Raw genomic sequence first — 25,443 nt, 5'->3', positions numbered from 1 at the left:
ATCCATATAATTAGGATGTATATTTCTTCTTTTTTTTCGGATGGACGGCAAGCACATCAGAAGGAACACAACGCCATGACATACTCAGACGCATCACGCCCCAAGGACGAATGCGGCGTTTGCGGAATTTTCGGCCATGAGGACGCAGCCAAGCTCACCTACTTCGGCCTCTACGCCCTCCAGCATCGCGGCCAGGAGTCCGCGGGCATCGTGGCCAGCGACGGCAGCCAGGTCTCCCTGCACAAGGGCATGGGCTTGGTGCACGAAGTTTTCAGCGAGGCCACCCTGCAAGAGCTGAAAGGCCACCTCACCGTGGGGCATGTCCGCTACTCCACCACCGGCGCCTCCAACATCGTCAACGCCCAGCCCTTCACCGCCACCCACCAAGGCTGCACCGTGGCCGTGGCCCACAACGGCAACCTGGTCAATATCCGCTCCCTGCGCAACGAGCTGGAAAAAAAGGGCTCCATCTTCCAGTCCACCATGGACAGCGAGGTGGTGGTCCATCTGCTCGCCCGCTGCTCCCACCTTGGCCTCGAAAAAGCGCTCATCGACACCTTCGAGAGCATCAAGGGCGCCTACTCCATCCTGCTCATGACCGAGGACAAGCTCATCGCCGTGCGCGATCCCGGCGGCTTCAGGCCGCTGTGCCTGGGCAAACTCAACAACGGCGGATTCATCATCGCCTCGGAAACCTGCGCCCTTGATCTGGTCGAGGCCCAGTATGTCCGCGACATCGAGCCCGGCGAAATCCTGATCATCGACCGCGAGGGCCAACGCTCCCTCCATCTTGAAACCAGCCAGCGCCGCAGTTTCTGCATCTTCGAGCAGGTCTATTTCGCCCGGCCCGACAGCGACATCTTCGGCAAGAACGTCTACCAGAGCCGCAAACGCATGGGCGAGATCCTGGCCCGGGAATGCAAGATCGAGGCGGATTTCGTCATGCCCTTTCCCGACTCCGGCAACTACGCGGCCATCGGCTTTTCCCAGGCCTCGGGCATCCCGCTCGAGATGGGGGTGATCCGCAACCACTACGTGGGCCGCACCTTTATCCAGCCCACCCAGTCCATGCGCGATTTTTCGGTGCGGGTCAAGCTGAACCCCATCCGCTCTTTTTTGAAAGACAAACGGGTCATCATCCTGGACGACTCCATCATCCGGGGCACCACCGGCCGCTCCAGGGTCAAATCCCTGCGCGAAGCCGGGGTCAAAGAGATCCACATGCTGATCAGTTGCCCGCCCACCCGCAACCCCTGCTATTACGGGATCGACTTTCCCTCGGGCGGCGAACTCATCGCCAACAAGAAAACCGTTGACGAAATCCGCGATTATCTGGGCCTTGACTCCCTGTATTACCTCAGCCTTGAGGGGTTACTGGAAGCATGCGGCGGCCCGCCGGAGAACTATTGCAAGGCCTGTTTCGACGGGGAATACCCTGTTGCGCCGGACAAGGATTTCTGCAAGCTTCTCCTCGGCACCAGGAACGCCTGCCAGTCCACGGGCAAAAAATAGGAATCCCCAGACCGATGAGCATTGAACAGGCCAAGGAAGTTCTCAGGATTGAGGCGGAAGGCATCACCGCCCTGCTTGAGCAGATCGACGCCGATTTTGAAAAAGCGGTGGCCATGATCATGGCCTGCCCGGCCCGGGTGGTGATTACCGGCATAGGCAAGTCAGGGATCATCGGCCAAAAGATCGCCGCCACCATGAACAGCACCGGCACCCCGGCCCTGTTTCTCCACCCGGTGGAAGCCATGCACGGCGACCTCGGCATGGTGGACCCCCAGGACGTCATCCTGGCCATCTCCTACAGCGGCGAAACCGCGGAACTTGCCCTCCTGATCCCCAACCTCAAAAAACGCGGGGCCAAGATCATTGCCATGACCGGCAACCCGAACTCCAGCCTAGCTTTGAGCGCGGACGCTGTACTCAAGGTCGCGGTGCCCCAGGAGGCCTGCCCCCTGGGGTTGGCCCCCACGGCCAGCACCACCGCCGCCCTGGCCATGGGCGACGCCCTGGCCGTGGTCCTTCTGAACCTCAAGCAGTTCAAGGAAAGCGATTTTAGGCGCAACCATCCGGCCGGCAGCCTTGGCGAACGCCTCAAGGTCAATGTCGCCGAGGTAATGCTCACCGGCGCGGCGATTCCCAAGGTTTCCCAAACCGCCAGCCTGCCGGAGGCCATTGCCGAACTGAACGCCAAGAACCTTGGCGCGGTCCTGATCATGCAGGAAGATGAAATCACCGGCATCCTCACCGATGGCGATCTTCGCCGTTTGCTGAGCCAGAAAGGCGGCAGCCTGAGCGGACTCCCCCTGGCGGAGGCCATGACCGCCAAGCCTAAAACCATTACCACGGAACTTCTCGCCGCCGACGCCCTCAGCATCATGCAGCGCCACGAAATCACCTTCCTGGCCGTGACCGATCACCGCGGCAAGCTGGCCGGCGTGCTCCATCTTCAGGATTTGCTGGGCAAGGGAGAGTTCCGGTTTCTGGTCTAGAGGAGGAAACCCCATCGACAGGGCTCTCCTGAGCTTGTCGATGGGCGCAGGGTGAACGGACATTCCTTCACTTCATGAGGCTCTTGCGAAATGACCGACATGTCATTCCCGAGTGCTGTTATCGGGAATCCATTGTTGTATATTTAGCATATTTAGCCTGTTATGGATTCCCGCCTCCGCGGGAATGACGGTGTTGGGGGTTGATTTGTCATTTTGCAAGAAGCCCCTCATTACATTAGATACTCCGCTCGTGCTGAGCTTGTCGAAGCACCTGTCTGAAGGAAATTCCATTTTTCGGGGAAACATCAACGCCTATTTTCGCCGAACCGACCCCCGAAAAACCGCTTATTCCGGTAGATATACCTATTGGGCGGGGCTATTTTTTATGCTAGAGTACGCGACGCTTTTTTGTTTCAATTGGGTCTCATCCCAGGACCAACCGGGAAAAAAATCAATCCGGCGCCCTTTGCCGGGTTTCATATCTTCATATGAGGCTTTGTTATGGCAATCTCCAGCAAGGATATCAATTCGGCCTTCAGCGCCGAGGTAACGGCGATTCCGGGAGGCGAATTCTTAAACCGCTGTTTTTCCTGCGGCGCCTGTAGCGGTATCTGCCCGGTAAGTCAGGCAATCCCCGACTTCGACCCCCGAAAGATCATCCACATGATCCGGATGGGGCTGAAAGACGCGCTGCTCAAATCCGATCTGCTCTGGTTCTGCTCCCGGTGCCGCAGTTGCATCTTTGTCTGCCCCCAGGACGTCCGTTTTGCCGAGATCATGGTCGCCCTGCGCCAGTTGGCCATGAAGGCAGGCTACATCACCGACCAAGACCTGCTGGACAAGGGCAAGGCCGCTTGGGTGGAACGCGACCTCTGCGTCTCCTGCCTCACCTGTGTCCGCGTCTGCCCGTGGCGGATTCCCAAGATCGACGACCAGGGCAAGGCTGTGATTGATCCCCAGGAATGTAGGGGGTGCGGCATCTGCCCCTCCGAATGCCCGGCCCAGGCCATCCGCTTAAACGAGTCCGAGGACGCGCGACTGATCGCCGCCTGCGGCGCAAATCAGTAGCACGGTGATTCCAATGCCCTTTACTCCAAATATCCAAGCATTCTGTTGCCATTATACCTCCCAGCAGACCCTGGCCGAAGGGCCGGAAGGGTTGCAGGCCGATGGTTTCCCCAAAAGCGTGACCATCCACCGCTTGGTCTGCACCGGCAAGCTCGAGGTCAGCACAATCCTCAAGGCTTTTGAAGACGGCGCGGACGGCGTGTATGTGGCCGGCTGCCCCCTGGACAAATGCCACAACCTCATGGGCAGCCAGCGGGCCGCCAAGCGGGTTGCGGCCATCAAGAAGGCCCTGGCCGAACTGGGAGTCGAACCGGAACGCATTGAGATGTATCACCTGGAACGCGGCTTCCACCCCGACTTTGTCAAGGCGGCCCAGGAGATGGACGAACGAATTACCACCATGGGCCCGAGCCCGTTTAAAGCTGAGTTGAGCAGCTTGCCTGCTCAAACGAAACTTATGCCCTCAGGGTGTCAGGGAGGCGCGAAATGATTATTGCCGAAAGAAAACCCATCAATGAAATCATGGACATGGTGAAGGATGCCAAGCGTATCCTGGTTCTGGGCTGCCGCGGCTGCGTCACCGTTTGTTCCGCCGGGGGCGAGCGCGAGGTGGAGATCCTGGCCTCCCTGATCCGTCTGGGCAAGCAGAAGGCAGGCCAGGAGGTTTCTACCATCGAGGCCACCCTGGTGCGCCAGTGCGACAAGGAATACATCGACTCCATCGACCAGTGGGACGGCCAGTACGACGCCATCGTTTCCATGGCCTGCGGGGTGGGGGTCAACTTCATCGCCAATCTGCGGCCCATGGCCAAGGTCTATCCGGGGGTGAACACCGTATCCTTCGGCGGCTCCGCCGAGCAGGGCGTGTGGAGCGAGCAATGCGCCGGTTGCGGCAACTGCGTCCTCCACCTCACCGGCGGCCTCTGCCCGGTGGCCCGTTGCGCCAAGAGCCTGATGAACGGCCCCTGCGGCGGTTCGGTGGGCGGACGCTGCGAGATCCACAAGGATGTTCCCTGCATCTGGCAGTCCATCCACGACAAACTGGTGCGCATCGACAACAAGGAAGGCCTTGCAGCCATCGCCCCGATCCGGGACTGGAGCACGGCAGGCCACGGCGGCCCCCGCAAGACGGTGCGCAACGACCTGACTGTCTGATCTGTTTTGATTCACTGACAAAAAAGGCGGAACGCTGATCAGCGTTCCGCCTTTTTTTTTATGGACTATGGACTAATGAAATCCAATGCCCCTCTGTTTTTTCATGTTTCCCTCACTGACCACCAGTGGTACTTCTTGAAATACAACAGGAGGTACAGACAATGTCAAAAGCACCTCGGATCATTCCCCTCTCGGACTTCCGTCAGGATGCAAGCGGCATCCTCAAGCGCATGACGGCTTCACACGATCCTCTATTCATCACCCAGCGTGGCCGTGCGACTGCCGTAATGGTCAGCATGAAAGAATACGAACACACCCAGCACGAGCTTGAAATTTTACGCTTACTGGCCCGTGGCGAAAAAGAAATCGAGGCCGGAACCGGTTTCGACCTGAAAACCATGTTGGTAGAAGCGGATGCCCTGTTGGCGGAACAACCGTGAAGATCGTTTTTAGCCCCATCAGCGCGCGATCAATTTCTTACACGCACTTGCCTACATCCGCCGCGACAAGCCGTCAGCGGCGGTTTCGTTTCGGAACAAGGCGGAAAAAGCACTCTCGCGACTCCAGGACTTCCCGGAGTCCGGACGCACTCTCCCGGAGTTCCCCGATATTCATTACCGAGAGGTGATTGTTCCCCCGTATCGCTTTTTCTACAGGGTTAAAGAGGATGTTGTCTGGATTGTAGCCCTGTGGCATGGCGCACAGTTGCCGGGCAACCCGGAAGCGGAGGCGGAGGACCAGTAAGGGGAGCGCCATAAAAACATGGGAGGATGGTTGGTGCAGGTCTTTTCGATGGGCGAGCCCAAAGGGACATCCTATTGCCCTTCTTGTCCATCTTGACTATTTTAGCCAAATTGGTTATTTTGGCTCTATTAGGAGGTGGTCTCATGGAAATTACAGCCACGGAATTAAAAAATAGGTTCGGGAAATACCTTGATATCTCAAGGGGAGAACCGGTGATTGTTGACAAAACCGGCAGAAAGACTGCGGTGTTGCTCTCTTATGAGGAATACAAGCGCCTCACTGAAATGGAAGACGCATACTGGGCACAGAAGGCTATCGCGGCAGAACAGGAAGGGTATGTCGGCACTGAAAAGAGTCTGGCATTTTTGAAAGAGAACCATGCTTAAGCTCGATCTGACCAAGAGAGCCTTGGGTTTTCTTGAACAGTTGCCACCAAAACAGTTCAGACAGGTGGCGAACAAGGTGTTCAGCTTGATGGAAAACCCGGAACCTCACGACTCAAAGGATCTCACTGGTTACCCCTTTCGTCGTGCCGATGTTGGAGAATATCGAATCGTATACCGGGTGGAAGGCGATATCTTGAAAGTTGCGCTCATCGGTAAACGCAATGATGATGACGTCTATAGGCAGATGAAGCGGACTTAGAGGACATGTGGGGATGATTTGAGTCCCCGCGCTTCTCCCCAAAAAAGAAAGGCCCCGTAACCGTTGTCGGTTACAGGGCCTTTTATAAATATGGTACCGAAGGCCGGACTCGAACCGGCATGGGTTGCCCCACAGACACCTCAAGCCTGCGTGTCTACCAATTCCACCACTTCGGCAATCCTTATTTTTTCAGATCAAACAACAACTGCTACTTGCCCTGCGCCGGAGCCATGGGCACATCTTTGTCCGCAGAAGGCAACGGAATCGGCGCGCTCTGGGGCTCGGCAATCGGGGCGACTTCCTTCATGACCGAGCCATCGCCGACCCTGGTTGACATATAGGCCAGGGAGATGGAGGTCAGCATGAATACAACCGCAGCCCAGGTGGTGATCTTGTTCAACAGCGGCAGGGGTCCTTCCGTGCCGAACACGGTCTGGCTGGAGCCGCCGAAGGCAGCGCCCATACTGGCGCCCTTGCCGTGCTGCAACAGCACGATCACGATGAGGAACAGGCAAACAACTACATGCACAATGGTCAGTAAAGTGGTCATGCTCTCTTGGTTACCGTTATTGCCGAAAGTGGATGATGCGTTCGAAGGAATCGGCCTTGAGCGATGCCCCGCCAACCAGGGCCCCGTCTATATCAGGCTGCCGCAACAGGGCATCCACGTTCCCCGAATTGACGCTGCCACCATACAGTATTCTCATTTGGTGGGCAATACTTTTCTCGTACATCGCACCCAGCAAATTCCGCACGAATTCATGGGCTTCCTGGGCCTGTTCTTCGCTGGCGGTTTTGCCGGTGCCGATGGCCCAGACCGGCTCATAGGCAAGGACCATGTTTGCAGGCTCGGCCACAACAATGCCGCTCAGCCCTGCCCGAACCTGCCGCTCAAGCACGGCCATGGTCTGGCCTGCTTCGCGCTCGGCCAGGGTTTCGCCAAAACAGAGAACCGGGGCAATCCCGTGCCGCATGGCCCCGGCCACCCGTTGGTTGATGAGCGCATCGGTCTCGCCGAAGATCTGCCGCCGCTCCGAATGGCCGATGATGGCCATGGTGCAGCCCAACTCCCGCAGCATACCGGGAGCGATCTCCCCGGTAAAAGCGCCCTGCTCTTCCCAGCAGACATTCTGGGCGGCCAGCCGGACCTCTGAGCCGTGCACCACCTCGGCCACCGTGGCCAGGGCGGTGAAGGGCGGGGCGATCATGACCTCCCGGCCGGTCAGCCCCTTGCAGGCGGAGACCACAGCAGCGGCAAGAGTTCTGGCCTCGGCAAGCGAGGTATACATCTTCCAGTTCCCGGCAATCAGGGGGATGCGCTCCATGAACTGCTCCTTATTCCGTTACTATCCCGCTCAAAAGGAAAAATGACGCATTGCTTCCGCACGGTAACTATTCGGCAGCGCCGCTTCGCTGCTGCGGCAGATGCGCGGAAGAGACCGATTCGCCATACTCCGGTATGCGAATCGGTTGATGACAAAGCAGATGCTGTGCTGCTGGATAGTTACCTTATTCTTTTGCTTCCAGGGCCTCGACTCCAGGCAGCTTCTTGCCTTCCATCAGCATGAGGAAGGCGCCGCCGCCCGTGGAGATGTAGGAGATGTTGCTCGATTCGCCGGCCTTGTGCACCGCCACATCGGTATCGCCCCCGCCGACAATGGTCAGGGCGTGGGAGCGGGCCACATGCTGCACCATGGCCATGGTCCCCCGGGAAAAGGCGTCCATCTCGAAAGCGCCCATGGGGCCATTCCAGATGATGGTCTTGGCGGTCTCCATGGCCTCGGAAAAAAGCACCGTGGTAGCCGGGCCGATGTCGAGCACCATCCAATCGGCCGGCACCTCCTGCACCGTTACCCGCTTGGATTCGGCCCGGGCCTCAAATCGGTCCGCCACGATGCAATCCACCGGCAGATAGAGCTTGACCCCAAGGCGCTTGGCCTTGTTGAGCAATTCCCGCGCCGTATCGAGCAGTTCATCTTCGACCTTGGACTTGCCCATGTCATGGCCGATGCTTTTCAAAAAGGTATTGGCCATGGCCCCGCCGATGATCATCTTATCCACCCGGTCCATGAGGTTGTCCAGGGCGCCGAGCTTGCTTGAGACCTTGGCCCCGCCCACGATGGCCACCAAGGGCCGCATGGGCTCGCTCACCGAGCGGTGGAAATAATCCATCTCCTTTTGCAGCAGGAACCCGGCCGCGCACTGCTCGACGAATTGGGTCACCCCCACCACCGAGGCATGGGCTCGATGCGCCACGGCAAAGGCATCGTTGATATAGATATCGCAGAGGCTGGCCAGTTGACTGGCAAAGCCGTCGTCATTCTGCTGTTCCTCCGCATGGAAGCGGAGATTTTCCAGGAGGACCACACTGCCGGGCTGCATGGCCTCGACAATGGCCTTGGTTTCCGGCCCGATACAATCCGGAGCCAGAACGACCTCCTTGTTCAGCAGCCGGGAAAGACGCTTGGCCGCAGGGGCCAGGCTGAACTGGGGTTTGCGCTCTCCCTTGGGCCGCCCCAGATGCGAGCAGATAATGACCTTGGCATTTTCATCCAGGGCGTAATTGAGGGTGGGCAACACCCCGCGAATCCGGATATCGTCGGTGATGTTCAGTTGTTCATCCAGGGGCACGTTGAAATCAACCCGGATGAGCAGCTTCTTTCCCTTGATGTCAAGATCCCGGATATTCTTCATGGGGGGTGTTCCTTTCGCAAAGTTTGTTAATGCAGTGCTGAAATTATCTTTTCCATGAGTATCGCATCTTCCAGCGGCGAGGCGTAGTAATTTTTCCTCAACCCCACCCGGCGAAAGCCGAACCGTTCATACAATGCCAGAGCCGGAAGATTGGCGGCGCGCAGTTCCAAAAAACAGCGCTCCACCCCCTGCGCCGCCAGATAGCGCAGGGTGTGCGCCACAAGCTGCGCCGCTATCCCCTGCCGCCGGTGTTCCCGGCCCACCGCGATTTTCAGCAGTTCACCCTCCCCAACGCAGCTCCGGCCACAAACAAAGCCGCACACCTGCCCGGAAGCGCTGGCTTCGGCGACAAACTGCCAGCCGCCCTCCTGATCCAGTTCGCCGGCCAGTTGCCCACCACTCCACGGCGCGGGATTTTGGGATTCGATGGCTGTCACCGCCCCAAGATCCTCGACGGCCATGGGGCGAACTATACAAGGGCACGATTCAAGGCGCGAAGCTGAAGGCGGGAGGATTTTCCCCTTGGGCCTTTCACCTTTCACCTTTTTCCTTTTCCCTGCCTTTCTAGATCATCTGCTCGGCGATGGAAACGGTCCGGTCGCCCAGCACGTTGGTATAACTGCCCAGTTCGTTGTCGTACCAGGCATACACCACCGCCTGGGTCACCGGCACTTCCAGGGTGGAGGGGCCGATATTGCATCCGAGCTTGGCCAGATTCACCTTGAGGCTGCCCGTGCGGGTGTGGGTCTCGGAGCCCTCGATAACCGCGGCGGCAAAAGGCAGACCGATGATATCCGTGGAAACGTGCTGCTCGTCGCTGTATTCCAGATACCGGGAGTTCTTGGCGTAATCCCGGTAGATGGAGTTCACCAGCTTCCGCTTGATGGGGTTTTCCATGCTCTCATCCTGGAGGTTGAGCACCAGGACAATCAGAGAGCCGGTATTGGTGGGAATCCGCACCGACTCGGCGATGAAGCCGATGCTCTTCATCTCCGGGATAACCAGGGGCAGAGCCTTTGCCGCGCCGGTGGTGGTCAGGATGATATTATTGAAGATGCTGCGGCTTTTCCGCAGATCCGTGGCCCCGGCATTGGGCAACCGGTCAAGGACCTGCTGGCTGCCGGTGGCGGCATGAACCGTGACCATGGAGGCGCTCAAGAACCGGTCCGCGCCGAAATGATCCAGCATGGGCTTGATCATGTAGGAAAGGCAGGTGGTGGTGCAGGAGGCCGCGGAAATCAGGGTGTGCTGGGACGGGTTGAAATCGCCGTCGTTGATGCCCATTACCGTGGTGACCGCGTCAGCGGGCATTTCCACCCCTTTGTTCTTGATCTTGAAGGGGGCGGAGAGGAGCACTTTTTCGGCCCCGGCCTGCACATGGCCACGCAAGGCGCCCTTGGGACTGTCGGCGTCCGCGGTGGGATCGGTAAAGGCGCCGGTGGTGTCAACAACCAGACGCACTCCGTTCTCCTTCCACTGGATCCCGGCGGGATTCCTTGCCTCACGCAGGATCTTGACCGGTACGCCGTTGATGGTCATGGTGCCGTCCGCGTCGTTGAGGTTTTCAATAACCTGGGAGCCCTTGCAGCCATGGAGGTACATGCCGAGCCGCCCGTAGGAGCTGTCCCGGTCGATGGAGCTTGCTATATCCTGAAGCCCGGTGCCCACCTGCCGCCCCACGTTGACCACAATCTCGGAAAAATGCTTGCGGGAAACATGATGCCAGAGTGAAAGCTTACCGATCCGACCCAGGCCGTTAATGCCTAATTTCATGGGGATACATCTCCTTCTGCGCTTTAATTAAACAGGCACATCTTGTGCTGCGAAACAATCCGTGGATTATACGAAAGGGTCATGCTTCCGGCAAGGAAAACTTTACGGCCGCGCCCCCGAAGACATTGGTCGCATAGGTAAAACAACCTACTCGCTTTCCGGAGCCAGAGGCGGCCGGGCAATCTTGTGCAGAGGCTCCATGGGCGCTATCTCCCTGGCCAGCCCAGGGTCCATGTCCTGCAACTTCCGGGCGGTGACCAGCACCCGCCCCTCAAAGGAGCCCACCGCCTTATTGTACGATTCCACCGCCCGATCGAGCCCCTTACGCATGTCGTGAAAATGGTCGCCCAACACCCCGAGCCGCTCATAGAGGGTGCGCCCCAGCTCGCCGATGACCTGGGCGTGCTCGGCGATCTTTTCCTGCCGCCAGCCGTAGGAGACCGCCCGCATCAGGGCGATCAGCGTGGTGGGCGTGGCAAGGATGACCTTTTGCGCCACCCCGCATTCAATCAATTCAGGGTCCTGCTCCAAGGCCGCGCTGAAAAAATTCTCGCCGGGCAGGAAAAGAACCACGAACTCCGGCGTGGGCTGAAACTGCTCCCAATAGGATTTTCCGGCCAACTGGCCGAGATGGGTGCGCACCTGCCGGGCATGCTCCTTGAGCCGGGCCTGCCGGGTCTCGTCATCCCCCGCCTCCATGGCCTCTAGATAGGCGGACAGCGCGGTCTTGGAATCGACCACGATATTCTTGCCGTTGGGCAACCGGACGATCAGGTCCGGCCGCAGCCGGCCGGTCTCGGTGCCCACCGACCCCTGCTCGACAAAATCGCAATGCTCCACCATCCCGGCCATCTCGACCACCCGCCGCAGTTGCATCTCGCCCCACCGGCCGCGCACCGAGGGCTTGCGCAAGGCGTTGACCAGATTGGTCGTTTCCCCGTGGAGGCGGGCCTGGCTGGTGGCCAGGGACTTGACCTGCTCGGTCAGCCCGGCATACGCCTCGACCCGCTCTTTTTCCACCTGGCGGATCTGATCATCGACCTTTTTTAAGGATTCATGCATGGGCAACAGCAGCTCCTGAATGGAGCGTTTTCTGGTTTCCATGTCGGCCATGCCCCTTTCCTGGAACTTGGCCAGGGTCTGCTGGGCAAGCTCTAAAAAACGCTGGCTGTTGCTTTGAAAGATATCGGCGGAGATGGACTTGAAGGCGTTGGCCAGTTCCTGCCTGGCCTCCTGCAGAAGCGCTTGTTTTTCCTGGAGTTGCCGCTGCTCCACCTCAAGCCGCGCCGCAAGTTCCGCGACCCTGGCTTGCAGCAGCCCGTTTTCCCGCCGCAGTCCGGCCCGCTCTTCCTCTCCGGCGGCCAACCGCCTCTCCAAATCGACACGCTGACTCTCCCGAAGCTGCACCCGTTCTTCGGCCAGCCCGCGCTGTTCGGCCAAACGATTTCGCATGAGCAGCCACATCACTATGCCACCGCAGCACAATCCGGCCAATCCCGCCCCTGCCAGATAAAAAAGAAAGGATACATCCATCGGCACATTCCTCAAAAAATATGTGGGGTTCAGTCAAGCCGCCATTGCGGGGGGGTCCCTTTTTTGCGGGTCCATCGATCTTGACATTTCCAGGAAAACCATTCATTTTACAAAAAACGAAACACGCGGACTGCGTTGTTCTGCCCCACTGTAACACAGACACCAAAAGGGCTCACCTGTTGAGCCCTTTTCTTTTTTATTGTTACGCTATTTTGCAAGGAGAAGACCCCATGTTGAACGACGGCGAAAAAGGAGCTGTACTGCAACGCGACAAGGAAACCTATGCCATTGTCCCCCATCTCCCGCTCGGCCTCATTACCCCGGCGCAACTGCGAAAGATTGCCGACGTAGCGGAAAAATACAAGACAGCCGCCCTCAAGATCACCAGCGCGGCCCGCATTGCCATTGTCGGCCTCAAGGAGGAGGACATCGACAATGTTTGGCAGGATCTGGACATGAATCCCGGGGCAGCCATCGGCCTCTGCGTTCGCAGCATCAAGGCCTGCCCAGGCAACACCCTCTGCCGCCTTGGCCAGCAGGATGCCTTGGCCATGGGCATGGAACTCGACACCCGCTACCACGGCCTGGTGCTGCCCGGCAAGATGAAAATGGGGGTCTCCGGCTGTCCCAACCAGTGCGCCGAGACCTCGGTAAAGGATCTGGGGCTGGTGGGCAAGGCCAAGGGCTGGACCATCCTGGTCGGAGGCAACGCCGCCTCCAAGGCGAGGATCGGCGTCACCCTCTGCGAAAATCTTTCCAGTGAGGAAGCGCTGGCCACCTGCGCGCGGATCATGGCCTATTTCAAGGAAAACGCCAAAAAAGGCGAGCGGATGGGCCGGTTCCTGGACCGAATCGGCTTCGAGACCTTCCAGGCCGCCGTGCTGGCCGGATAATTTCTATTTTCGGGCCAGCCATGGGTTTGCCGCCCATGGCTGGCCGGCCCCGCACCCTTCTTTTCTCCCGCCAACCAATCACAAATACTATTGACAATCTTGAAGTATCGGCTATTTTGTTTGATTCAGTCTTGATTAGAGAATATGGGCCTATAGCTCAACTGGCTAGAGCCACCGGCTCATAACCGGTCGGTCCCTGGTTCGAATCCAGGTAGGCCCACCACAAAAAGCCGGAACAGACAGAGCAGGAATGCAGTGCACGCGCGACAGAAATCAATACATCCGGATATGTTTTGGCAAGGCCAAGGCAGGGTTCCGGACACAAGGTGCGACCACACACGGTTAGCGCCTTTTTTTTATTGTACGGCTATTTTTCAATAACGGCCTAGGCTACCCACGGACACCAACAAAGGATGCCGGAAGAAAAATTTTCCACAACAGCGCTTCTCTCGATCCTCGACTCCATTGCCCCGTTTGCCATGGCTGAACCATGGGACAACGTCGGACTCATGGTCGGGGATCCCGGCCAGCAGGTCAACGGGATCCTCATCGCCCTCGACCCAACAGAAGCGCTCATTCACGAAGCCCTCTCGCAGAACCTGAACACCATCCTCACCCACCACCCCCTGATCTTCCATCCCCTGAAAACAATCCGCTCCGACACCCCCATGGGCCGTATCCTGAAAACAGCCCTTGCCCATAACCTTTCCCTCATTGCCTGCCATACCAACCTCGATCTCATCGCCGCCGGGGTCAGCAACGCCCTGGCGGAAAAAATTGGCCTGCACGACACCAGGCCGCTCACCGGCCAAGAACCCGCCGCTGCAGACCAGAGCCCCGGCTTCGGCAAAATCGGCACCCTGTCCGCCCCCCTGCCCTCCAAAGAATTCCTGAGCCGCCTGCTGACCGGTCTCAATACCCCGGGCCTCCAGCTTGCCGGCCCCCTGCCGGAGACCGTCCACACCGTGGCCCTCTGCGGGGGAAGCGGTTCCGATCTGGCAGAAACCGCCTGGTCCATGGGAGCGCAAGTCTATATTACCGCCGAGGTGAAGCACAGCGTGGCCCGTTGGGCAGAGGAGGCAGGGTTTTGCGTAATTGACGCAGGCCATTACCCAACCGAAAAACTCATCGTCCCGATCCTGGCTGAGACGCTGAAAAAAACCTGCGCCGCCAGAGGATTCACCCCGGTAATCACCACCACCGCCCAACAGGACAATCCCATGCAATGGGTTGTCTCGGATGATAACAAACCCAGATTCTGTCAACCAATAGAACCATTGAGGAAGCACAATTGAAAGCAAACATCTCGCATCTCAGGGAACTCCAGGCCATTGACCAAAAAATCAGCACCCTGGACAAGGAAATCGCCGCCAGCGCCGCCGAAATTGACAGCCGGCGCGCCAGTCTCGTTGGCCACAAAGAAGCCATCGACCTGTTGACCGAGAAGATCGCCGCATGCGAACAGCAGCGCCGTGAACTCGAGGCCGAACTCGAAGACGAGCAGGTCCGGATCAAGGACCGGCAGGCCAAACTGATGAATGTCCAGACCAACCGCGAATACCAGAGCATTCTCAAGGAAACGGAAGACGGAAAAAAAACCAACACCCAACGGGAAGAGACCGTGGTTCAGCTCATGGAGCAGATCGAGGCCCTCAAGACCAAGATCGAGGAAGAGAGCAAGATCTGCGAGGAAGATGAAAAAATGCTTGCCGAGGACATCGCCGCGGTTGAGAAAAAGACCAGCCAATTCACCGCGGAAAAAAGCAAGATCCTGAAAAATCGCGAAAGCAAGGCCAACGCCGTAACCGCCAGTCTTCTCAAAAAATACACCTCCATCCGGGACAAACGCAACGGCCTGGCCATTGTCCCGGTTACCGGCGGCGTCTGCCGGGGTTGTTTCATGAACATCCCGCCGCAGCTCTATAATGATCTGATGAAGGAAGACAAGCTCATCTCCTGTCCCACCTGTCACCGCATCATGTTCCACCAGACCGAGACCGAGGAAGAGTAAGGCCTCCGGCCGGCACACGGAAATTCGGCAGGATTGCGGAAGGGCTTCTTGACCTTTTCCGATTCTGCTTGCAGTTGTAGCAGTGTAGGGAGTGGGCGCATGATCGCTGGCGGCTTTGGCCGCCAGAGGAAAGTCCGGACTCCGCAGGGCAAGGAGGTTCGTAACGCGAACTGGGGGCGACCCCGAGGAAAGTGCCACAGAAAACAAACCGCCGGGCAACCGGTAAGGGTGAAAAGGTGGGGTAAGAGCCCACCGCTTGCGTGGCGACACGCAAGGCACGGCAAACCCCTCCTGGAGCAAAACCAAATAGGGAAGCGTTTGAGGGCGGCCCGCCCGAAGCTTCCGGGTAGGTTGCAAGAGATGCCGGGCAACCGGCATCCATAGAGAAATGATCATGGCCCCTGCAAAGGGGTACAGAATCCGGCTTACAGCCCACTCCCTTTTTTTATTTTCACATGCAAAAAGCAACAGCCATCATTGCCGCGGGCGGCGCAGGGTTACGCATGGGAACCTCCACCCCCAAGCAGTTCAGCGAACTGCTTGGCGTCCCCATTCTGATCCACACCATCCGCGCCTTTTGCCAAGTCCCCGCCATCAATGCCATTGTCGTGGTGGTCCCGGCCCAACACCGGGAGCTGACCTGCGCCCTCCTCGCCCAATACCAGCTTGACGGCCGCTGCACCGTGGTGATTGGAGGCAAGCTGCGCCAGGATTCGGTGCGCATCGGCCTGGCCCAGGTGACGGATGACTCCTCCCTGGTGGCGGTGCACGACGGCGCCCGGCCCCTCATCACCCCCCAAGACATCCAACGTTGCCTCGCTGCGGCCGCAACCACAGGCAGTGCCATCATGGCCGTACCGGTGAAGGACACCCTCAAGGCCGTGGCTCCGGACACCGCCATCCGCCATACCGTGGAGCGGGAAGGACTCTGGCAGGCGCAAACCCCCCAGGTGGTCCGGACCGGTCTTTTGAAGGAGGCCTTTGCCAAGGCGGACCAGGACGGTTTTATCGGCACGGACGAGGCCTCGCTTCTTGAGCACGGCGGCTGGCCGGTCGTGGTGGTGGAAGGCTCGGAAACCAACCTTAAGATCACCCGCCCGGATGATCTGCGCATGGCGGAGGCCATCCTCATGAAACAACAGCCAGCCCAGCAACTGCGGATCGGCCATGGCTTTGACGCCCACCGGCTGGTCACGGGCAGAGCCCTGATCCTGGGCGGCATGGAAATCCCCCACGAACTGGGGCTCCTGGGCCATTCAGACGCCGATGTCCTCACCCACGCCCTGTGCGACGCCATCCTGGGCGCATGCGGCTGCGGCGACATCGGCCGCCATTTCCCGGACAGCGACCCGCAGTACAAGGGCATCTCCAGCATCAAGCTGCTTACCCATGTGGTCGGGTTGGCCGCGGAAAGACATTTCCGTCTGGTCAACGCAGACATCACCGTGGTGGCCCAACGCCCCAAGCTCGCCCCCCATTTCCCGGCCATGCAAAAGATCCTCGCCAAGGCCTGCCGGGTGGAGCCTGAGTCCATCAACCTCAAGGCCTCCACCACGGAACAGATGGGCTACACCGGCCGCGAGGAAGGAATCAGCGCCCACGCCGTGGTGTTGATGGCAAGCCAGCCCGCCTAACCCGCCTGGAGAGAGTAGGACGCCTCGATGGTGTGAAACGCGCCCTTGGCGGTCAGTTGGCTGGAGTAGAGATGAACCTCCGAGACCAAAAACGGCTCCGTGGCAAAGAGGGAGTTCCCGGCCAGAAAGCGGCCCAGTCTGGCAAGCGGGGTGTCGTGCAGCCTGGCCAGGGTGATGTGCGGGGAATACTTGCGCCCCTCCGGTTCAAGCCCCATGCCGATAAGGCGGTTTTCAATCCTGTTGCGCAGCCCGCTCACCTGCTCCACCGGTGCAATCCCTGCCCAGAGCACCCTGGGCGTTTTCCGGGGCGGGAAAAACCCCAATCCCTTGACCTGCAAGGAAAAAGCAGGCGCCTTGATGCTCCCGAGCCCCTCCTTGATATCCTGGAAGATGCCGCCGTCCACCTCGCCGATGAAGCGCAGGGTCAGGTGCATCTGTTCCGGTTGCACCCATCTGGCCCCGGGCACCCCGCCGCAGAGTCCCTGCAACCGGGCGATAATATCCGACGGCAGATCGATGGCGACAAACAATCGGTACATGCTGCATCTCCCAAGGCCCTAGGCAAGCGCCCCTGCTCATGCCTGTTGACAAGCGATTCGCGATGGAATAGTTTTGCGGTGCATTATTAATGCGTTTATTGTGTGTCATTGTATAATTTTTTTCAGCCTTTTTCCATGGAGCAACCCCATGTTGAATGTTACGACCAGTGCAGTGCGGCGCCTCTGTGTTTCCATTGCCGGAGCCACGCCGGCAGAAACGCTTGCTCTGGCCAAAAATTCCGAAGCAGTCGCCGATGTCATCGAGATCCGGCTGGACAGCATGACAGAACCGGATATCCCGTTTTTCCTCGATGGCCTCAGCAAACCCCTGTTGTTCACCAATCGTCCCACCTGGGAAGGCGGCAACTGTGCGGACGAGGAAAAGGCCCGCATCAACCTGCTCAAAAAAGGTGCCGAAGCCGGGGCTGCCTATGTGGATATCGAGCTCAACGCCGATCCCACCCTGGCCACGGAGCTCATCGGAGCAGCCCGGGCCAACAACTGCAAAACCATCGTCTCCTGGCATGATTTCAAGTGCACCGCCTCCAGCCAGGCCCTGTCCGAAATCTTCCAGCGGCAATGCCGGAGCGGCGCGGACATCGGCAAGATCGTCACCACGGCCCGCTGCTTTCAGGATGTCTTCCGGGTGCTTGCCCTGCAAGAACAGGCCGCCGAGCTGGGCTTGCCCCTCATCGCCTTCTGCATGGGCCCGGCCGGCATGATCAGCAGGGTGGCCACCACCGATCTCGGCGGCTACATGACTTACGCCGCCCCGGACAACGGCCCGACCACCGCACCCGGCCAACTGCCCGCCTCATCCCTGCGCCGCATCTTCACGGAACTTGCGCATGCACATTAACGGCGCCACCGAACTCTACGGCATCATGGGCAACCCGGTTACCCACAGCCTGAGCCCGGCCATGCACAATGGCGCCTTTGCCGCCCTGGGCTTGAACAAGGTCTACCTCCCCTTTGCGGTGCAGGATGTCGGCCAGGCCATGACCGGATTGCGGGCCTTGGGCATCAAGGGGGTGAGCGTCACCATCCCCCACAAGCAGGCGGTGATGGAGCATCTCGACTCCCTTGATCCGGTGGCCAAAAAAATCGGCGCGGTGAACACCCTGGTCATCAGCAACGGCGCCATCCACGGCGCCAACACCGACTGGCTCGGGGCCAACCGGGCGCTCTCCGAAAAGATCAGCCTTCAAAACGCTTCGGTTCTGCTCCTCGGCGCCGGCGGCTCGGCACGGGCCATCGGTTTTGGTCTGCTCGAGGCCGGGGCCTCGCTCACCATTGCCAGCCGGACCCCGGAAAAAGGCCAAGCGCAGGCAAAGCTGCTCGGCTGCCCCTGGCTGCCCCTGGCCGAGGCCGCCACCTGCAAGGCTGATGCCCTGGTGAACGCCACCTCGCTGGGCATGGCCCCGCAACAGGACATGCTGCCCATTGCCCAAGAAGCTCTGGCCAACTTCCAAGTAGTCATGGACATCGTCTATGCCCCCCTGGAAACCCGCTTGCTGCAGGAAGCCAAACTGACGGGCTGCCAGACCATCAACGGCCTTGCCATGCTCCTCTATCAGGGCGCGGCCCAATTTGAACTCTGGACCGGCCTGCAGGCCCCGGTGGAAGTGATGCGTCAGAGCCTGCTCACCAGCTTAGGCTGCAACCCATAACGATTACCAGACCATGAAAGAAATCCGCCCCCTTGCCTCCATTAACACCACCCTCACCGTGCCCGGTTCAAAAAGCCTGACCCAGCGGGCTCTCATTGCCGCGGCCCTGGCGAACGGGGAAAGCATCCTGCACTACCCCCTGGCCAGCGAGGACACCGAATACACCTCCCACGCCTTGGCGGCCATGGGCATCAGCGTAACGCCCGGTCAGGATCAATGGCGGGTGCAGGGCAACGGCGGCGCCATCGCCACGCCGGAGCAAGAAATATTCCTGGGCAACAACGGCACCGCCACCCGTTTTCTCACCTCGGTGGCGGCCTTGGGGCACGGCCCCTTTACCATCAACGGCGACCAGCGCATGCATGAACGGCCGATCAAGCCCCTGATGGAGGCGCTATCCGGCTGGGGGGTTGCAATCCGCAGCGTCCATAACACGGGCTGCCCGCCGGTCGCCATCGCGGCCAACGGGATCAAGGGCGGCAAGACCCTGCTGCCGGAGGGCAAAAGCAGCCAATACCTCTCCTCCCTGCTGCTGGTCGCGCCCTATGCCGCGCAGCCCGCCGAACTCCTGGTGGCCGGGGAGGTTTTGTCCAAACCCTATGTCACCATGACCCTGGCCGTGATGAAAGATTTCGGCATTGAAGTAACGGCAAACCCGGAACTCAACCACTTTTCCATTCCCCAGGGGTGTTACCAGGCCAGGAACTATGCGGTGGAAGGCGATGCCTCCAGCGCCTCCTACTTCTGGGCCGCCGCCGCGGTGACCGGCGGCAGGGTGACCGTGGCCAACGTGCCCTCGCCATCGCTGCAGGGGGATGCGGTGCTGGTGGATATCCTGGCCCGGATGGGCTGCGGAGTGGAGCGAACCGGAGCGGGCATCACCGTGACCGGTTCCAGCGAGTTGCGCGGGGTGGAGGTGGACATGGGCGATTGCCCGGATGTGGTCCCGACCCTGGCGGTGGTTGCCGCTTTCGCCAAGGGGCGGACGGTGATCAAAAACATCGCCCATCTGCGGATCAAGGAATGCGACCGCCTCCATGTCATGGTCACGGAACTGGCCAAGCTGGGCATCACCGCGGAGGAGCGGCCGGACGCCATGATCATCGCAGGCCGGGAGGGAAACCGCCCCCTCTCTGGCGCGGAGATCGACACCTACAACGACCATCGCATCGCCATGAGCTTCGCGGTGGCCGGGCTGGTGGTGCCTGGGGTCCGGATCCGGGAAGAAGGGTGCGTGGTCAAATCCTTTCCGGATTTCTGGGAACGGTTCGAATTGCTGTACCGGTAAAGCAGGCTGATCGACGATCACCCATCAGCAGGGTTGCCGTTGCCGGTTTTCCGCACCCCCGCCTAAACAGCAGCCTCACCCTTGGCGACAAAGGGCAGCGACTGCTGCGGGCTCTTGGCATAGGAGGCAACATCAAGCTGGGCCCCACGATCGAGCATCTCCAGCAGCACATCCATTGCCACCGGTTTGCTGAACAGAAAGCCCTGCATCTGATCACAGCCGTGCCGGCAGAGAAAATGCAGTTGCTCCCCGGTTTCCACCCCCTCGGCCACCACCCGCATATTCAGGCTCTTGGCCATGGCGATGATGGCCGCGACAATGGCCACGTTATCGCCCCGCCCCATGATGTCGCGGACAAACCGCCGGTCTATCTTCAATTCGCCGATGGGCAGTTGCTTCAAGTAATAGAGCGAGGAATAGCCGGTGCCGAAATCATCGATGGAAATTCCCGCCCCCATTCCCCGAAGCTCGCCGAGCAGAACAATGGCCTTCTGCTCGTTTTCCATGACCGATCCCTCGGTAATCTCAAAAATCAGCCCTTCCGGCCCGATCCCGGCCGCTGACAGGGTAGCCCGGATCTTGCCCAGCAGATTGTCCTGCCGGAACTGACGGGGGGAGAGATTCACCGACATCTTGATCCCGTAGCCTTTGCCGAGGATCTCGCCAAGATCGGCGCAGGCCTGGCCAAGCACCCAATCACCGATCTCCACGATAAGCCCGGTGTCTTCGGCCATGGGAATGAAATCCGCCGGGCTGATTATCTCCCCGTCGCCATGACGCCAGCGGATGAGCGCCTCTACCCCCACGATGCTGCCCGTGTTCAAATCCACCTTGGGCTGGTAAAGCAGAAAAAACTCCTTGCGATCCAAGGCCCTGCGCAGGCTGTTTTCAATGGCCAGCCACTCGGTGACCCGCTTGTTCATGGCCGGGGTGAAAATCCGATAGGTGTTCTTGCCGCTTTCCTTGGCGCGGTACATGGCGGTGTCCGCGTTCTTGATCAGGGTGTCCTGATCCTGCCCGTCCTCGGGATAGAAGGCGATGCCCAGGCTGACGGTGAGATAGAACTCCTGCCCCTGGATGCTGATCACCGGGGCCAGCCCTTCGATGATTCTCTGCGCGGCCAGGAGCACATCTTCTTCCTGCTCTACTCCCTGGAATAAAATGATGAACTCATCGCCGCCGTACCGGGCCACGCTGTCAATCTCCCGCAGACAACGGACAAGCCGGAGCGCCACCTCCTTGAGCAGCAGGTCGCCAACCGTGTGTCCCAGGCTGTCGTTGATCCGCTTGAAATTGTCCAGATCGAGAAACAGGACCGCCACCTTGTTTTCATCCCGCCGGGCATGGGCCATGGCCACGCCGAGCCGGTCGTGGAACAGCACCCGGTTGGGCAGGCCGGTCAGGGCGTCGTGGTGCGCCTGATAGCGCAACTGCTCTTCGTGCAGCTTGATTTCGGTCATGTCATGGAACACGCCGACATAGTTCACGATATTTCCCTGGACATCGCGGATGGAGGAAATGATCAGCCACTCGGGATAGATCTCTCCATCCTTGCGCCGGTTCCAGATCTCCCCCTGCCACTGCCCGGTTTCCACCAATCCGCGCCACATCTCGACAAAAAAACCTTCCCCGTGCCGGTCCGACTTGAGGATTCTGGGATTCTGCCCGATCACCTCCTGCGCCCCGTAACCGGTAATGTCCGTGAAGGCCCGGTTTATCCGCTGAATAACCCCGTCGGCATCGGTGATCACAATGCCCTCGATGCTGTTTTCAAAGACATTGTCCGACAGCACCAGTTGCTGGGTGGCGTGCTTCGCTTCGGTGATATCCTGGATAATGCCCATGAGATGAACGGCCCGGCCATGCTCGTCCCGCTTGACCTCGGCCTCGGTGTGCATATACCGTTCCGCGCCATCCGGGCGGATTATGCGAAACTCCAGATTGCCGAAGGAATCTCCGGCCAGCAAACCCTGCAGCCACGCCTGCACCTGAGTCCGCTCCTCGGAATGGACATAATGAAGAAAGCCTTCATAAGTGTAGGTCCGGCTCTCCTTGTCCACCCCGAACAACCGGTAGGTCTGCTCGGAACAGACAAGATTGTTTTTCGTAACATCCCATTCCCAGTATCCGAGTCTGGCGATGCTCTGGGCTCTTGCCAGGCTTTTCTCGCTGCGCCGCAGACTTTCCTCGATGCGCCCCCGTTCGAGAATCTCCTGGTTGAGATCCTCATTGGTCTTGGCCAGATCCACCGTCCGCTCGACCACGAGCTCCTCAAGACTTTGCCGATATTTTTCCAGCTCCGAATAACTCTTGCCAAGCTCACCCTTGGAAGAAGAAAGGGCCTGATTCGCCGCCTTCAGTTCCCGATGCGAAGCGGCAAAGGTAAAATGCAGCGCCAGAAAAGCGGCAATCCCCCCCGCAAGGGTCAAGACGATGCTTAAACCGATAAAAGCGTTGAATTCCTCGACAAACTGGGTCACTTCAATGGCCAGGGCAACCCGACCGACGGTTTCTCCCTTGAAATCCGGCAGAGCCAGCCTGGTATCAAAGACATACCAACGCCCTTGGATTTGCTGCGGAGCGAGATTTCCGCCGGAAAAACGAAAATCCTTGGGCAGGTGCCGAAAGACATTGTCGCAGCACTGGAGCAGGATCTGATCTCCCAGCTCCTGCAGCGGATAATGCGCCGAATGCTTCGCCCCTTTCCAGGTGGCCCGGTCAAACAGCATGGCCATCTGCGCCCCTTGCCCGGGCGCCATAAGCTCCGCAAGCCGCTCCGCCTTGAAGCCCAGGGAAACGCCGCCGAGATAGGTTTCCCCATCAAAAATGGGCTGGGTGATCTGGTAAAAAATCCCATCGCGCCCGGTTGCGTAACCGGCCAGAGGCTTGTGCCGGCGGTTGGTTTCTACAACCATGGGGTGGGAGGAAAGATCGTCGCCGTAGCGTTCCGGCTGATGCACCCGCAGGAAGGAACGGTTGTCCGGCGTGTAAAAATGAAATTGCACCAGGGTGGGATTTTCGCGCTGCAAGACCTCGTACAGGGGAAGACACTGGGCCAGCAGCGCGGCGCGGTCTCCTGTGGCAAGGGCGGCGATAAGCTGGGGCCGGGTAACGGTGATGCTGTGGATCCGCAGCCGATACGGAGCAAAGGAGTGCTTGACTGTCAGATCGAACAGATTGTGTATATGCCGCTGCTCCGCGGCAATCCTTGCGTCAAGGTCATGATGACGGGCTCTGATTCCCCAGAACAAAAATACTCCGGCCAGGCAGAAAATCGTCCCCACCACCATCGCGGTGGCTTTCCACTGTCTCAAAGAAGGCATGCGTGTGTTCTCGTAATCCGTTGAATGGTAAAAAGGCCGACATCTTGCCTCCCGGCGCTTTTCGCCACGCCTCTGCGCAGAGGAGTTTTTTGCATCCCGCCTCTCACTCGGCAAGCATCCCGGCGGCGCTGAGCAAGGCCCAGCCAAGCACATCAGTCGCCTCCCCGCTGTATCCCGGATTCTGCCGCAGACCAGCATAGTGGGCCAAGAGGCGGACTGCCAGTTTTTTTCCCAATTGCACGCCTTCCTGGTCAAAGGAGTTGATGTTCCAGATAAACCCCTGGAACACCACCTTGGCCTCGTAGAGAGCCAAGAGCGCGCCCATGGTGTAGGGGGTCAGCCGGTCGGCCAGGAGCACGGCGCTGGGCCGGTTGCCGGCAAATCTCCGGTTGGGATTCTCGTGGGGCTGGCCGGTGGCCAGGGCAAGGGCCTGGGCCAAGAGGTTTGCCACCAGTTTTTCCTGGGAGGTAGTCTGCTCGATGAGCAGGTCGCGCCCATGCTGGCTGCGGCGAAATCCGATGAATTCGGCGGGCACGATGGCGGTTCCCTGATGGATCAGTTGATAAAAGGCGTGCTGACCATTGGTGCCCGGCTCCCCCCAGATGATGGGGCCGCTTTTCCAGGCAAGGGGCTTGCCCTGCCTGGTTACGGATTTGCCGTTGCTTTCCATGTCGCATTGCTGGAGATGGGCGGTGAACCGCACCAACGCCTGGCTGTACGGCAGGATGGCCAGGGTTTCGCAGCCGAGGAAATTATGGTTCCAGATGCCCAGCAGGGCCAGAAGCAGGGGCGGGTTGCGGAGGATGTCCGGCTCTTCCGCGGCCAGATCCATGGCGTGGGCGCCGCGAAGGATTTCCATAAGCTGCGGGTATCCCAAGCCAAAGCCGAGCATCACCGCGCCGACCATGGAGGTGGCGCTGTACCGCCCGCCGATGGAGTCGAACATGTAAAAAGAACGGAGATACCGGGCGGGGTTGTCCATGGGCGAGCCCTTGCCGGTAACCGCCAAAAAATGTCGGCTTGGCTCAAGCCCCGCCTCGGCAAAGGCCTTGCGCGCCAGCTCCTCGTTGGTCATGGTTTCGAGGGTGGAGCCACTTTTCGACACCACATTCACCAGGGTTCTGGCCAGATCCAGCCCGGCCAGGGTGGCGGCGGCGTCATCGGGGTCCACGTTGCTGACAAAATGCACCCTCCGGCCCGCAATCCTGTAGGCGGCCAGGGCGAGATACAAGGCCCGCGGGCCAAGGTCCGAGCCGCCGATCCCAATCTGGATCAGATCGGTGAATGGCTCCCCGGCCGCATTGACAATGGCTCCAGAATCCAGGGCTGCGAGAAAATCGGCAAGCTTATCCAGCTCTGCCTTGGCCTGGGCCGAGGCCTCCGGCGCCGGAGTTACCGGCGCGAAGATGTCGCGACAGGCGGTGTGCAGTACCTGCCGCTCCTCGCTGGCGTACCCCTCGATCCGGTTCAGCACCGCGCCCTTTTTCATCAGCAGAAACTGGGGGATCGCCCCGCTCTCCTCGGCAAGCCGTTGCAAGGCGCAAAGCGCGGCGTCATCCACCCGCTGGGTGGCATACAACAGGTCAATCCCGGCGGCATGGGCTGTGTACCCATGGATCCTTGCCGGCGAAAGGGCGCCGGGCGCGGTCAGGTCATAGGGCGATCTGGCAAGCACATCAAGCTCCGCCCATGCTGCCATCGTATTGAAATCACGAGAAAAATATTGCGAAGACTCTGCTCGACTCCCGCTCTCCCTTGACTGCGCCATAAAAAAAATCCCCATTCGCACCAGAATTTCATGGATATACGAACAAAAAATGTTAAAAAATAAGATGTTATCTGCTACATAATAATGTTACTTACTTAGCACAGGATACATACTGTTCTCTTGAGACTGTATCTTATCATAACCGGGTCATATCATTGCATAAGACTTACACTGCAGCACATTTTTTTTGCCGCGGCGCAACGGGCG

General features: G+C 59.3%; 25 protein-coding genes, 2 tRNA genes and 1 other RNA gene. 18 read left to right on the top strand and 10 right to left on the bottom strand.

Translation table 11 applies throughout. The annotated features are described in order from the left end of the window. The first annotated feature begins 75 nt into the window (after positions 1 to 75). From purF to MWR57_RS12955, 9 genes are all read left to right on the top strand, one after another. Complete coding sequence (gene purF / locus MWR57_RS12995) at positions 76 to 1,512, top strand: amidophosphoribosyltransferase (RefSeq protein WP_423125252.1); 1,437 nt, start codon at positions 76 to 78, stop codon at positions 1,510 to 1,512. A 14-nt stretch (positions 1,513 to 1,526) separates the two neighbouring features. After that, complete coding sequence (locus MWR57_RS12990; protein WP_423125251.1) at positions 1,527 to 2,498, top strand: KpsF/GutQ family sugar-phosphate isomerase; 972 nt, start codon at positions 1,527 to 1,529, stop codon at positions 2,496 to 2,498. Between the two features lie 501 nt (positions 2,499 to 2,999). Next, a complete protein-coding gene (locus tag MWR57_RS12985; protein WP_423125250.1) occupies positions 3,000 to 3,566 on the top strand; it encodes a 4Fe-4S binding protein in 567 nt (188 codons plus the stop codon). 13 nt (positions 3,567 to 3,579) lie between these two features. After that, positions 3,580 to 4,056, top strand: coding sequence for a hydrogenase iron-sulfur subunit (locus MWR57_RS12980; protein WP_423125249.1), 477 nt, complete (start codon positions 3,580 to 3,582; stop codon positions 4,054 to 4,056). Then, entirely contained in the window at positions 4,053 to 4,721 is a 669-nt protein-coding gene (locus MWR57_RS12975; RefSeq protein ID WP_423125248.1) for a methylenetetrahydrofolate reductase C-terminal domain-containing protein, read from the top strand. Before MWR57_RS12980 ends, MWR57_RS12975 begins: the two co-directional genes overlap by 4 nt. A 161-nt stretch (positions 4,722 to 4,882) precedes the next feature. Then, complete coding sequence (locus tag MWR57_RS12970; protein WP_423125247.1) at positions 4,883 to 5,161, top strand: type II toxin-antitoxin system Phd/YefM family antitoxin; 279 nt, start codon at positions 4,883 to 4,885, stop codon at positions 5,159 to 5,161. A gap of 28 nt (positions 5,162 to 5,189) precedes the next feature. After that, positions 5,190 to 5,465 (top strand): type II toxin-antitoxin system RelE/ParE family toxin, encoded by a 276-nt coding sequence (locus MWR57_RS12965; RefSeq protein ID WP_423125522.1) that lies wholly within the window; start codon positions 5,190 to 5,192, stop codon positions 5,463 to 5,465. 143 nt (positions 5,466 to 5,608) lie between these two features. Then, positions 5,609 to 5,851 carry a type II toxin-antitoxin system Phd/YefM family antitoxin gene (locus MWR57_RS12960; RefSeq protein ID WP_423125246.1) on the top strand — a complete coding sequence of 81 codons (243 nt, stop codon included), beginning with the start codon at positions 5,609 to 5,611 and terminating at the stop codon, positions 5,849 to 5,851. Continuing rightward, positions 5,844 to 6,110, top strand: coding sequence for a type II toxin-antitoxin system RelE family toxin (locus tag MWR57_RS12955; RefSeq protein WP_423125245.1), 267 nt, complete (start codon positions 5,844 to 5,846; stop codon positions 6,108 to 6,110). Before MWR57_RS12960 ends, MWR57_RS12955 begins: the two co-directional genes overlap by 8 nt. Before the next feature lie 91 nt (positions 6,111 to 6,201). Here MWR57_RS12955 and MWR57_RS12950 read toward each other — a convergent pair. The 7 genes from MWR57_RS12950 to MWR57_RS12920 all read right to left on the bottom strand — a co-directional run bounded on the left by MWR57_RS12950 (position 6,202) and on the right by MWR57_RS12920 (position 12,110). Then, positions 6,202 to 6,286 (bottom strand) — tRNA-Leu (locus tag MWR57_RS12950). A gap of 32 nt (positions 6,287 to 6,318) precedes the next feature. Continuing rightward, positions 6,319 to 6,660 carry a preprotein translocase subunit SecG gene (gene secG, locus MWR57_RS12945; RefSeq protein WP_423125244.1) on the bottom strand — a complete coding sequence of 114 codons (342 nt, stop codon included), beginning with the start codon at positions 6,658 to 6,660 and terminating at the stop codon, positions 6,319 to 6,321. A 16-nt stretch (positions 6,661 to 6,676) separates the two neighbouring features. Next, on the bottom strand, positions 6,677 to 7,435 hold the full coding sequence (gene tpiA / locus MWR57_RS12940; RefSeq protein WP_423125243.1) for a triose-phosphate isomerase: 759 nt from the start codon (positions 7,433 to 7,435) through the stop codon (positions 6,677 to 6,679). A 184-nt stretch (positions 7,436 to 7,619) separates the two neighbouring features. Then, the gene (locus MWR57_RS12935; RefSeq protein ID WP_423125242.1) at positions 7,620 to 8,804 is read right to left on the bottom strand and encodes a phosphoglycerate kinase; all 1,185 of its coding nucleotides are present in this window, start codon (positions 8,802 to 8,804) and stop codon (positions 7,620 to 7,622) included. A gap of 26 nt (positions 8,805 to 8,830) precedes the next feature. Next, on the bottom strand, positions 8,831 to 9,265 hold the full coding sequence (gene rimI, locus MWR57_RS12930) for a ribosomal protein S18-alanine N-acetyltransferase (protein ID WP_423125241.1): 435 nt from the start codon (positions 9,263 to 9,265) through the stop codon (positions 8,831 to 8,833). A gap of 103 nt (positions 9,266 to 9,368) precedes the next feature. Further along, on the bottom strand, positions 9,369 to 10,577 hold the full coding sequence (locus tag MWR57_RS12925; protein ID WP_423125240.1) for a type I glyceraldehyde-3-phosphate dehydrogenase: 1,209 nt from the start codon (positions 10,575 to 10,577) through the stop codon (positions 9,369 to 9,371). A gap of 147 nt (positions 10,578 to 10,724) precedes the next feature. Next, positions 10,725 to 12,110, bottom strand: a complete 1,386-nt coding sequence (locus tag MWR57_RS12920; RefSeq protein WP_423125239.1) for a DNA recombination protein RmuC — start codon at positions 12,108 to 12,110, stop codon at positions 10,725 to 10,727. Positions 12,111 to 12,340: 230 nt separating this feature from the next. On the opposite strand from MWR57_RS12920, the gene MWR57_RS12915 reads away from it, so the two are divergent. The 6 genes from MWR57_RS12915 (at position 12,341) to ispD (ending at position 16,648) form a co-directional block, all read left to right on the top strand. After that, complete coding sequence (locus MWR57_RS12915) at positions 12,341 to 13,003, top strand: nitrite/sulfite reductase domain-containing protein (RefSeq protein ID WP_423125238.1); 663 nt, start codon at positions 12,341 to 12,343, stop codon at positions 13,001 to 13,003. Between the two features lie 146 nt (positions 13,004 to 13,149). Beyond that, a tRNA-Ile gene (locus MWR57_RS12910) sits at positions 13,150 to 13,226 on the top strand. A 190-nt stretch (positions 13,227 to 13,416) separates the two neighbouring features. Next, positions 13,417 to 14,298, top strand: coding sequence for a Nif3-like dinuclear metal center hexameric protein (locus MWR57_RS12905; RefSeq protein ID WP_423125237.1), 882 nt, complete (start codon positions 13,417 to 13,419; stop codon positions 14,296 to 14,298). Next, positions 14,295 to 15,014: a zinc ribbon domain-containing protein gene (locus MWR57_RS12900; protein ID WP_423125236.1), complete on the top strand. Its 720-nt coding sequence runs from the start codon at positions 14,295 to 14,297 to the stop codon at positions 15,012 to 15,014. Before MWR57_RS12905 ends, MWR57_RS12900 begins: the two co-directional genes overlap by 4 nt. Positions 15,015 to 15,101: 87 nt before the next feature. Beyond that, positions 15,102 to 15,458, top strand: an RNA gene (gene rnpB / locus MWR57_RS12895) — RNase P RNA component class A. An 11-nt stretch (positions 15,459 to 15,469) separates the two neighbouring features. Next, complete coding sequence (gene ispD / locus MWR57_RS12890) at positions 15,470 to 16,648, top strand: 2-C-methyl-D-erythritol 4-phosphate cytidylyltransferase (RefSeq protein ID WP_423125235.1); 1,179 nt, start codon at positions 15,470 to 15,472, stop codon at positions 16,646 to 16,648. Here the strand turns inward: ispD and thpR are convergent. Further along, complete coding sequence (gene thpR, locus MWR57_RS12885; protein WP_423125234.1) at positions 16,645 to 17,187, bottom strand: RNA 2',3'-cyclic phosphodiesterase; 543 nt, start codon at positions 17,185 to 17,187, stop codon at positions 16,645 to 16,647. The two genes, ispD and thpR, sit on opposite strands and share 4 nt — an antisense overlap. Before the next feature lie 148 nt (positions 17,188 to 17,335). Between thpR and aroD the strand changes: the two genes are divergently transcribed. The 3 genes from aroD to aroA are packed head-to-tail and all read left to right on the top strand — an operon-like array spanning position 17,336 to position 20,145. Continuing rightward, entirely contained in the window at positions 17,336 to 18,046 is a 711-nt protein-coding gene (aroD, locus tag MWR57_RS12880; RefSeq protein WP_423125233.1) for a type I 3-dehydroquinate dehydratase, read from the top strand. Then, positions 18,036 to 18,857 (top strand): shikimate dehydrogenase, encoded by an 822-nt coding sequence (locus tag MWR57_RS12875; RefSeq protein ID WP_423125232.1) that lies wholly within the window; start codon positions 18,036 to 18,038, stop codon positions 18,855 to 18,857. Before aroD ends, MWR57_RS12875 begins: the two co-directional genes overlap by 11 nt. Positions 18,858 to 18,870: 13 nt before the next feature. Continuing rightward, complete coding sequence (gene aroA, locus MWR57_RS12870) at positions 18,871 to 20,145, top strand: 3-phosphoshikimate 1-carboxyvinyltransferase (protein WP_423125231.1); 1,275 nt, start codon at positions 18,871 to 18,873, stop codon at positions 20,143 to 20,145. A 62-nt stretch (positions 20,146 to 20,207) separates the two neighbouring features. On the opposite strand, the gene MWR57_RS12865 is transcribed toward aroA, so the two are convergent. Further along, positions 20,208 to 23,468 carry a bifunctional diguanylate cyclase/phosphodiesterase gene (locus MWR57_RS12865; protein ID WP_423125230.1) on the bottom strand — a complete coding sequence of 1,087 codons (3,261 nt, stop codon included), beginning with the start codon at positions 23,466 to 23,468 and terminating at the stop codon, positions 20,208 to 20,210. Positions 23,469 to 23,571: 103 nt separating this feature from the next. Then, on the bottom strand, positions 23,572 to 25,236 hold the full coding sequence (locus MWR57_RS12860) for a glucose-6-phosphate isomerase (protein WP_423125229.1): 1,665 nt from the start codon (positions 25,234 to 25,236) through the stop codon (positions 23,572 to 23,574). Positions 25,237 to 25,443: the final 207 nt, after the last annotated feature.

It is taken from the genome of Hydrosulfovibrio ferrireducens, assembly GCF_046883345.1.
In the GTDB taxonomy this organism is placed as follows: domain Bacteria; phylum Desulfobacterota; class Desulfobulbia; order Desulfobulbales; family Desulfurivibrionaceae; genus Thiovibrio; species Thiovibrio ferrireducens.
The sequence above is the reverse complement of the archived record's forward strand: the minus strand, read 5'-3'. Positions and strand labels throughout refer to the sequence as shown.